At 70.1% G+C, this 5,435-nt stretch carries 4 protein-coding genes and 1 tRNA gene; 4 read left to right on the forward strand and 1 reads right to left on the reverse strand.

The window, feature by feature from the left end:
- Window positions 1-342: 342 nt before the first annotated feature.
- Window positions 343-426, reverse strand: a tRNA-Leu gene (locus tag L0P92_RS41705).
- A gap of 505 nt (window positions 427-931) precedes the next feature.
- On the opposite strand from L0P92_RS41705, the gene L0P92_RS41710 reads away from it, so the two are divergent.
- The 4 genes from L0P92_RS41710 to L0P92_RS41725 form a co-directional block, all read left to right on the forward strand.
- Window positions 932-1,813: an FHA domain-containing protein gene (locus L0P92_RS41710; protein WP_234768350.1), complete on the forward strand. Its 882-nt coding sequence runs from the start codon at window positions 932-934 to the stop codon at window positions 1,811-1,813.
- Between the two features lie 10 nt (window positions 1,814-1,823).
- Window positions 1,824-2,336, forward strand: coding sequence for an FHA domain-containing protein FhaB/FipA (locus L0P92_RS41715; RefSeq protein ID WP_062721291.1), 513 nt, complete (start codon window positions 1,824-1,826; stop codon window positions 2,334-2,336).
- Window positions 2,337-2,426: 90 nt separating this feature from the next.
- Window positions 2,427-4,007: a Stp1/IreP family PP2C-type Ser/Thr phosphatase gene (locus L0P92_RS41720; protein ID WP_234768352.1), complete on the forward strand. Its 1,581-nt coding sequence runs from the start codon at window positions 2,427-2,429 to the stop codon at window positions 4,005-4,007.
- Between the two features lie 27 nt (window positions 4,008-4,034).
- Window positions 4,035-5,435: FtsW/RodA/SpoVE family cell cycle protein (locus L0P92_RS41725; protein WP_234768351.1), on the forward strand; the 1,401-nt coding region annotated here is incomplete at its 3' end.

Raw genomic sequence — 5,435 nt, forward strand, 5'->3', positions numbered from 1 at the left:
TTTCTCGTGGGGGGGGGGGCCGGGGCCCCGGGGGCCGTGAGCGCGGGGGTGCCGTGCCGGTGGTGCGGGGGGGGGGGGGAGGCGGGGGGGGGGGGGGGGCCCCCGCCCCCCCCCCCCCCCCCCGCAATCCCCGTCGCTCACATGTGACCACCGTCTCGGCGTGGGGCCGTGAGGGGCCCTGCCTCCACGGATAGGCCCCGCCCGTGAGATAGCTCACGCGCGGGGCCTGCCGTATGCCCTGCTCAGACTGTGTGATGCCTCACAACGATCATGGAAATGAGAAACGGGCCCCTGCCGTGACTTCCGTCACCTGCAGAGACCCGTTTCATCGGTTTCTCTTTGTGCGCGAGGGGGGAGTTGAACCCCCACGCCCTTGCGGGCACTGGAACCTGAATCCAGCGCGTCTGCCTATTCCGCCACCCGCGCATTGGGTGTGTCCTCGGGCTCTTCCCTTGCGGTCCGGCGCCTTCCGACACGCAGAACATTAGCACGCCGTCCAGGGTCGGTTCACATCCCTTATCCCCAGGCAGCCGCCGTGCGAGCGGCACCCGGGCGCCCACCAGCGCGGTCGGCACATCCCGCCCGGCCGCGACCGACCCACGACGCCCTCCGCTCCGTATCAACGAGTACCTGTTCACGTATCAACCTCGTACCGGTACCACGCATCTCCCCAGGAGCCGGTCGGGGTCCACAGTCAGGTGCGGGACACTGGTCTTCGGCCGCCTCTACGATCCATGGCAAGACTGTGCCCCTGAGGAGTTCGAAGCGGAGCTCCACAGGGAACTTCGAGGGCGTCGACACCCGTCGACCGGGCCGACAGGGGGAACCAGCCGATTGACCGGCGCGTGGATACGATCAGTAAGCAGTACCAGGTAAGGCAGTACCCGCCCGGCGGGATGCAGGACGAAGCAGGCTACGGAGGAGGTGCCCCATGGGAGTCCTGAAGAAGTTCGAGCAGCGTCTCGAAGGTCTGGTCAACGGCACCTTCGCCAAGGTGTTCAAGTCCGAGGTCCAGCCCGTGGAGATCGCGGGAGCGCTCCAGCGCGAGTGCGACAACAACGCGACCATCTGGAACCGCGACCGGACCGTCGTACCCAACGACTTCATCGTGGAGCTCAGCGCCCCGGACCACGAGCGGCTGAGCCCGTACTCCGGCCAGCTCGGCGACGAGCTCGCCGGCATGGTCCGCGACTACGCCAAGCAGCAGCGCTACACCTTCATGGGCCCGATCAAGGTCAACCTGGAGAAGGCCGACGACCTCGACACCGGCCTGTACCGCGTGCGCAGCCGTACCCTCGCCGGCTCCACCGACCAGCAGAGCGGCGGCCGCCAGGCCCCCGCACCCGCCGCCCCGGCCGGACGGCCCGGTGGCGCCCAGGGCCAGGGCGGCTACGGCTATCCGCCGGCCGCCGCACCCGCGGGCGCCCCGCCGATGCCGGCCGCGCCGCCGCCCGGCGGCCGCCCCGGCGGCTACGGCTACCCGCAGCCTGCGGGCGGCCAGCGGCCCCCCGCCGCGCCCGCGGCAGGCGGCCGCACCCGCTACTGGATCGAGATCAACGGCACCCGCCATCAGATCTCCCGCGCCACGCTCGTGCTGGGTCGCAGCACCGACGCCGACGTGCGGATCGACGACCCCGGCGTCTCCCGCCGGCACTGCGAGATCCGGACCGGAACGCCCTCGACGATCCAGGATCTCGGGTCCACCAACGGCATCGTGGTGGACGGGCAGCACACCACCCGCGCTACGCTCCGCGACGGCTCGCGGATCGTCGTGGGCAGCACCACCGTTATCTATAGGCAAGCCGAAGGGTGAAGCGGGGGCAATGTCAGAGCTGACCCTCACGGTCATGCGGCTGGGTTTCCTGGCCGTCCTGTGGCTGTTCGTGATCGTGGCCGTGCAGGTCATCCGCAGCGACCTGTTCGGTACGCGTGTCACGCAGCGCGGAGCGCGCCGCGAGGCCGCCCGGCCGCAGCAGGCCGCCAGGCAGGCGGCACCGCCGCAGCAGCGCGGCCAGCAGGGCGGCGGCCGCCAGCGCCGTAACGCCCCCACCAAGCTGGTCGTGTCCGAAGGCACCCTCACCGGCACCACGGTCGCCCTCCAGGGCCAGACCATCACCCTGGGCCGGGCGCACGACAGCACCATCGTGCTGGACGACGACTACGCCTCCAGCCGGCATGCCAGGATCTACCCGGACCGCGACGGCCAGTGGATCGTCGAGGACCTGGGCTCCACCAACGGCACGTACCTCGACCGAACGCGGCTCACGACCCCGACACCGATTCCGCTGGGCGCGCCGATCCGCATCGGCAAGACCGTCATCGAGCTGCGGAAGTAGTACGACAATGAGCGAGCGGAGCGAGCACGCAGCGGCGGCCCCCACCAGGGGTCCCGGCGCGCTCCCGACCGGAGGGTGGGCACCGTGCGGATGTACCCGGAGCCGACGGGCGAGGTGCGCATGAGTCTGTCACTGCGCTTCGCCGCCGGATCGCACAAAGGCATGATCCGGGAGGGCAACGAGGACTCCGGATACGCCGGACCCCGCCTGCTCGCCATCGCCGACGGCATGGGCGGCGCGGCCGCGGGCGAGGTCGCCTCCTCCGAGGCCATCTCCACCATCGTCGCCCTCGACGACGACGTCCCCGGCTCCGACATCCTCACCTCGCTCGGCACGGCCGTGCAGCGCGCCAACGACCAGCTGCGCTCGATGGTCGAGGACGACCCCCAGCTCGAAGGCATGGGGACGACCCTGACGGCCCTGCTGTGGACCGGACAGCGCCTCGGCCTCGTCCACGTCGGCGACTCCCGCGCCTACCTGCTGCGCGACGGCGTCCTCACCCAGATCACGCAGGACCACACCTGGGTGCAGCGCCTCGTCGACGAGGGCCGCATCACCGAGGAAGAGGCCACCACCCACCCCCAACGCTCCCTGCTGATGCGGGCGTTGGGCAGCGGCGACCACGTCGAACCCGACCTCTCCATCCGTGAGGTCCGCGCCGGCGACCGCTACCTGATCTGCTCCGACGGCCTCTCCGGCGTCGTGTCCCACCAGACCCTGGAGGACACCCTCGCCAGCTACCAGGGCCCGCAGGAGACCGTGCAGCAGCTGATCGAACTCGCGCTGCGCGGCGGCGGCCCCGACAACATCACCGTGATCATCGCGGACGTCCTCGACCTGGACACCGGTGACACCCTCGCCGGACAGCTGTCCGACACCCCGGTCGTGGTCGGCGCCGTCGCCGAGAACCAGAACCACCTGCACGACAACGGCATCATGCAGACCCCGGCCGGCCGCGCCTCCGGGCTCGGCCGCCATGTGCCCGGACAGGGGGGCGGAGGCGGCGAGTTCGGCCCGCCCGGCTCCGGCGACACCACCGGCTACGTCCCCACGGGCAGCTTCGGCGACTACACCGACGACGACTTCGTCAAGCCCCGCAAGGGCCGCTGGCTGAAGAGATCCCTCTACATCGCCCTCGCGCTCGGCGTGATCGGCGGCGGTCTGTACGGCGGCTGGCGCTGGACCCAGACCCAGTACTACGTGGGCGCCAACAACGAACACGTCGCCCTGTACCGCGGGATCAGCCAGGACCTGGCCTGGGTCTCGCTCTCGAAGGTGGAGAAGGACCACCCCGAGATCGAACTCAAGTACCTGCCGCCCTACCAGCAGCGGCTCGTCAAGGACACGATCACCGAGGGCGGCCTGAAGGACGCCCAGACGAAGATCGACGAGCTCGCCCTGCAGGCCTCCGCGTGCAAGAAGCGCTCCGAGCAGCAGGCCGCCGAGAGCGAGAAGAACTCCGGGACCGGCGAGGGCGAGGCCGGAGGCACCACGGGAACCACCCGTACCTCCCTTACGTCCAAGGCGACACCGACACCGAACCCCTCGGCGTCCACCAAGTCCCCGCCCCCGTCCACCTCCACCTCCCCGACACCGACTGCGACGCCAAGCCCCGGCCCCACTCTCTCGGAGGAAGAGCAGAAGGTCGTCTCGAACTGCGGTACGCAGTAGGCAAGCCGTGAGAGGCCCCGTCACACGATGAGCAGTACTACGAACTCGCCGACGCATCACACGTCCACGATCGGCGCGATCGGCGCGCCGAGCAGGCGCAACACCGAGCTCGCGCTGCTGGTGTTCGCGGTCGTCATTCCGGTATTCGCCTACGCCAACGTGGGTCTGGCGATCCATGGCGAGGTGCCCGCCGGGCTGCTGGGCTACGGCCTGGGCCTCGGCCTGTTGGCCGGCGTCGGCCATCTCGCCGTACGCAAGTTCGCGCCGTACGCGGACCCGCTGCTGCTGCCGCTGGCGACACTGCTGAACGGGCTGGGACTGGTCGCGATCTGGCGGCTGGACCAGTCGAAGCTGCTCCAGCAGATCGGACAGGCCGGCGGCAAGGCGACCAACCAGCTGATCTACACGGCCATGGGCATCGCCCTCTTCATCGCCGTGCTGATCTTCCTCAAGGACCACCGCACGCTGCAGCGCTACACCTACATCTCCATGGCCGGCGCGCTGTTCCTGCTGCTCCTGCCGCTGGTGCCCGGCCTCGGCGCCGAGATCACCTACGGCGCCAAGATCTGGATCCAGGTCGGCAGCTTCACCATCCAGCCCGGTGAGTTCGCCAAGATCGTGCTGGCGGTCTTCTTCGCCGGTTACCTGATGGTCAAGCGCGACGCGCTGGCCCTGGCCAGCCGCCGCTTCATGGGCCTGTACCTGCCGCGCGGCCGCGACCTCGGCCCGATCATCGTCGTCTGGATGATCTCGATCCTCATCCTGGTGTTCGAGACCGACCTCGGTACATCGCTGCTGTTCTTCGGAATGTTCGTCATCATGCTGTACGTCGCCACCGAGCGGACCAGCTGGATCGTCTTCGGTCTGCTGATGTCCGCGGCCGGCGCCGTCGGTGTGGCGAGCTTCGAGCCGCACGTCCAGACGCGTGTCCAGGCCTGGCTCGACCCGATGCGCGAGTACACGCTCAGCCGCACCCCCAACGGCGACGGCCTCGTCCACTCCGAGCAGGCCATGCAGGCCCTGTGGGCGTTCGGCTCCGGCGGCACCCTGGGCAGCGGCTGGGGCCAGGGCCACTCCGAGCTCATCCGCTTCGCCGCGAACTCCGACTTCATCCTCGCCACCTTCGGCGAGGAGCTGGGCCTGGCCGGCATCATGGCGATCCTGCTGATCTACGGCCTGATCGTGGAGCGCGGCGTGCGCACCGCCCTCGCCGCCCGCGACCCCTTCGGCAAGCTGCTCGCCGTCGGCCTCTCCGGCGCCTTCGCCCTCCAGGTGTTCGTCGTCGCCGGTGGCGTCATGGGCCTGATCCCGCTGACCGGTATGACGATGCCGTTCCTCGCGTACGGCGGTTCGTCGGTCATCGCCAACTGGGCGCTCATCGGCGTACTCATCCGCATCAGCGACACCGCCCGCCGTCCGGCGCCCGCC

The organism is Streptomyces muensis (assembly GCF_021474425.1).
GTDB classification, from domain to species: Bacteria; Actinomycetota; Actinomycetes; order Streptomycetales; family Streptomycetaceae; genus Streptomyces; species Streptomyces muensis.

Bases quoted from the DNA above. Each gene is read 5' to 3' on its own strand.
- L0P92_RS41710 (WP_234768350.1), top strand. From the start codon at position 932: ATGGGAGTCCTGAAGAAGTTCGAGCAGCGTCTCGAAGGTCTGGTCAAC.
- L0P92_RS41715 (WP_062721291.1), top strand. From the start codon at position 1,824: ATGTCAGAGCTGACCCTCACGGTCATGCGGCTGGGTTTCCTGGCCGTC.
- L0P92_RS41720 (WP_234768352.1), top strand. From the start codon at position 2,427: ATGTACCCGGAGCCGACGGGCGAGGTGCGCATGAGTCTGTCACTGCGC.